This is a genomic window from Pseudomonas sp. BJa5 (assembly GCF_030272875.2).
Lineage (GTDB): Bacteria > Pseudomonadota > Gammaproteobacteria > Pseudomonadales > Pseudomonadaceae > Aquipseudomonas.
In genome coordinates this window covers 1-687 of the sequence record NZ_JALRNG020000085.1, presented here as the reverse complement: position 1 = coordinate 687, position 687 = coordinate 1, and the positions used below count along the sequence as shown (strand labels likewise).

1 protein-coding gene is annotated in these 687 nt (G+C 61.7%); it reads right to left on the bottom strand.

Annotated elements, in window-relative coordinates:
* On the bottom strand, window positions 1–687 hold a 687-nt coding region (locus M2D63_RS25525), incomplete at both ends, for an immunoglobulin-like domain-containing protein (protein WP_353050882.1).

Genomic DNA, 687 nt, shown 5'->3' with positions numbered 1-687 from the left:
CGCGGTGAACTGCACGGTGCCCGTGCTCTGGCCGACGCCGATGACGATCTGCTGGCCGTTGGTGAGGTTGATCACCAATGGGGTACCGGTCACCGGGGCGCTGACGGTAGCGGTGTAGGTGATCACGCCACCTTCGCCGATAGTGCTGACGTCGGCAGTGAGTTTCACCGTCGATGGATCGATGGTGTCGTTGACCTCGGTGACGGCTGGAGTGTTATCCACAGCCAGGTTCTCGAAGTCGCCACCGGACGTACCGGTGATGGTCGCTTCGACCTGGCCGGCGTCGATGTACACATCGTCATCCGGTGCCGCCACGGTCACGCTGCCCGAAGTCTCACCGGCAGCGATGGTGATGGACTCACCGTTGCTGAGGGTGATGGTCATGGCGGTGCCAGCCGGGTTGGTCAGCGTCGCGGTGTAGGTGATTTCACCACCTTCGTTGACCGACGGGGTCGCGGTCAGCTTCAGACCGGTAGTGTCTTCGGTACCTGGACCGTCGGTGACGGTCACGGTGGTCTCACCGGAAGCAGTCAGCTCCTCGTAGTTACCACCACTGACGTCCTTGATCGCGTTGGTCAGGTCGAGGTTGGTGCTGTGTACGTTGTCCGGTGCGGTGAACTGCACGGTGCCAGTGCTCTGACCGACGCCAATGACGATCTGCTGGCCATTGGTCAGGTTGATTACCAG